This window comes from Spirosoma knui, from assembly GCF_054780635.1.
In genome coordinates this window covers 1,626-4,448 of record NZ_BAAGVY010000028.1, presented here as the reverse complement: position 1 = coordinate 4,448, position 2,823 = coordinate 1,626, and the positions used below count along the sequence as shown (strand labels likewise).

The window sequence follows — 2,823 nt, the reverse complement described above, 5'->3', positions numbered from 1 at the left end:
CCCGGGCTCATTAGTACGGCTCAGCTCTAGACATCTCTGCCCCTGCACCTGCCGCCTATCCACGTGCTCGTCTCGCACAACCCTTTCGTAGATGACTCATCTTGGGGCCAGTTTCGCACTTAGATGCCTTCAGCGCTTATCTTAACCATACGTAGCTACTCGGCCGTGCCTGCGGCCAAACAACCGATCCGCCAGCGGTATGTCCATCCCGGTCCTCTCGTACTAAGGACAGACCCCCGCAGTCATCCCACGCCCACCACAGATAGGGACCGAACTGTCTCACGACGTTCTGAACCCAGCTCGCGTGCCACTTTAATCGGCGAACAGCCGAACCCTTGGAACCTTCTCCAGCCCCAGGATGTGACGAGCCGACATCGAGGTGCCAAACCTCCCCGTCGATGTGAGCTCTTGGGGGAGATCAGCCTGTTATCCCCGGCGTACCTTTTATCCTTTGAGCGATGGCCCTTCCATGCGGAACCACCGGATCACTATACCCTGCTTTCGCACCAGATCGGCTTGTGGGCCTCACTGTCAAGCTTGCTTCTGCTATTGCACTCCCCTGCCGATTACCGTCCGGCATGAGCAAACCTTGGGAAACCTCCGTTACCCTTTCGGAGGTGACCACCCCAGTCAAACTACCCACCAAACACTGTTCTCCTCATCGGAGTTAGACCGCCGGTCAGCCAAGGGCGGTATTTCAAGGGCGGATCCACGAGGCCTGGCGACACCGCTTCAACTCCTCCCGCCTATCCTACACATGCCTGACCAGCGATCCATGTTAAGCTGTAGTAAAGGTGCACGGGGTCTTTCCGTCCCGTGGCGGGTAAGCGGCATCTTCACCGCTACTACAATTTCACCGAACTCATGGTTGAGACAGTGCCCAGATCGTTACACCATTCGTGCAGGTCGGAACTTACCCGACAAGGAATTTCGCTACCTTAGGACCGTTATAGTTACGGCCGCCGTTTACTGGGGCTTCAGTTCAAACCCTCGGGGTTACCCCCTAAGCTCCCCCCTTAACCTTCCAGCACCGGGCAGGTGTCAGACCCTATGCGTCAACTTTCATTTTGGCAGAGTCCTGTGTTTTTGGTAAACAGTCGCCTGGGCGTCTTCTCTGCAGCCTCCTGTCACCAGGTAGGCCCCCCTTCTCCCGAAGTTACAGGGTTATTTTGCCGAGTTCCTTAACCATGATTCTTTCGCGCACCTTAGCATATTCTGCCCAGCTACCTGTGTCGGTTTGCGGTACGGGTATCCATACGCTTAACGTACTGCCACTTTTCTTGGAAGCCTCTTCAGTCCTTCGGCTCAGCCGAAGCCTCACCTCAACGCCCACTTCCGTCCGGACGTAGAACCCCCGACACTCCGTCATGGCATTACCTGCATGGATAGTGTGGGACTATTAACCCACTTCCCCTCAGGACTCACCCTTCGGCTGCCCCTTAGACCCCGACTAACCCTCCGTTGACTGCCATCGCGGAGGAAACCTTAGCCTTTCGGTGTGAGGAGTTCTCATCCTCATTCTCGTTACTTATGCCTACATTTGCTTTTCTATACGGTCCACCAGGGCTCACGCCCCAACTTCACCCCCTATAGAATGCTCTCCTACCACATCATGCTCTTGCATGAGTCCATAGCTTCGGTGGTGTGCTTGATGCCCGTTTATTATCGACGCCCGCCCCGCTCGACCAGTGAGCTGTTACGCACTCTTTAAAGGAATGGCTGCTTCCAAGCCAACCTCCTGGCTGTCTCAGCAGCCGGACCGCCTTTGTTCAACTTAGCACACACTTGGGGACCTTAGCTGATGGTCTGGGTTGTTCCCCTCTCGGAACAGGACCTTAGCACCCTGCCCCTCACTGCCCAGCACCCACTTTAGCATTCGGAGTTCATCAGAAGTTGGTAGGATGTGACTCCCCCGCATCCTGTTGGTGGCTCTACCTCTAAAGTGGTAACACTGAACGCTGTTCCTAAAAACATTTCGGAGAGTACGAGCTATTTCTCAGTTTGATTGGCCTTTCACCCCTACCCGCAGCTCATCCGGAAGCTTTTCAACGCTTATCGGTTCGGCCCTCCACGGTGTGTTACCACCCCTTCAGCCTGGCCACGGGTAGATCACCAAGTTTCGCGTCAACCCCCACTGACTAAGCGCCCTGTTCAGACTCGCTTTCGCTTCGGATCCGTGCGTCCACGCACTTAACCTCGCCAGTGACGGTTACTCGTAGGCTCATTATGCAAAAGGCACGCCGTCACCCCACACTGGAGGCTCCGACCGCTTGTAAGCGCCTGGTTTCAGGATCTATTTCACCCGGGTACTCCCCGTACTTTTCACCTTTCCCTCACGGTACTCTGCACTATCGGTCTTCTGGATGTATTTAGCCTTACCGGATGGTGCCGGCTGCTTCAGAGGGGATTTCTCCGGTCCCCCCCTACTCAGGATCCCCAACCCACCAACGCCCTGACCCGTACGGGACTCTCACCCTCTGTGGTTGACGTTCCCACGTCATTTCAGTTCGGTTGTTGGCTTGATGTCAGGTCCTACTACCCCAGCTGTGCCGTAACACAGCTGGTTTGGGCTGTTCCCCGTTCGCTCGCCACTACTCAGGGAATCACTACTTGTTTTCTGTTCCTGCGGCTAGTTAGATGTTTCAGTTCACCGCGTTTGCCCCTATCGCTAGGTACTACCTCTTCAAGGTAGTGGGTTGCCCCATTCGGACACCTTAGGATCAGCCCCTGCCAGCGGGTCCCCTAAGCGTTTCGTCGCTTGCCACGTCCTTCATCGCCACCAGAAGCCTTAGGCATCCCCCAGACGCCCTTTTGCTGCGTGTT

The 2,823-nt window shown here is 55.8% G+C and carries 1 rRNA gene; it reads right to left on the bottom strand.

The features are described from left to right. Positions 1-2,823, bottom strand: a 23S ribosomal RNA gene (locus tag ACYVIY_RS28545); the annotation flags it as partial.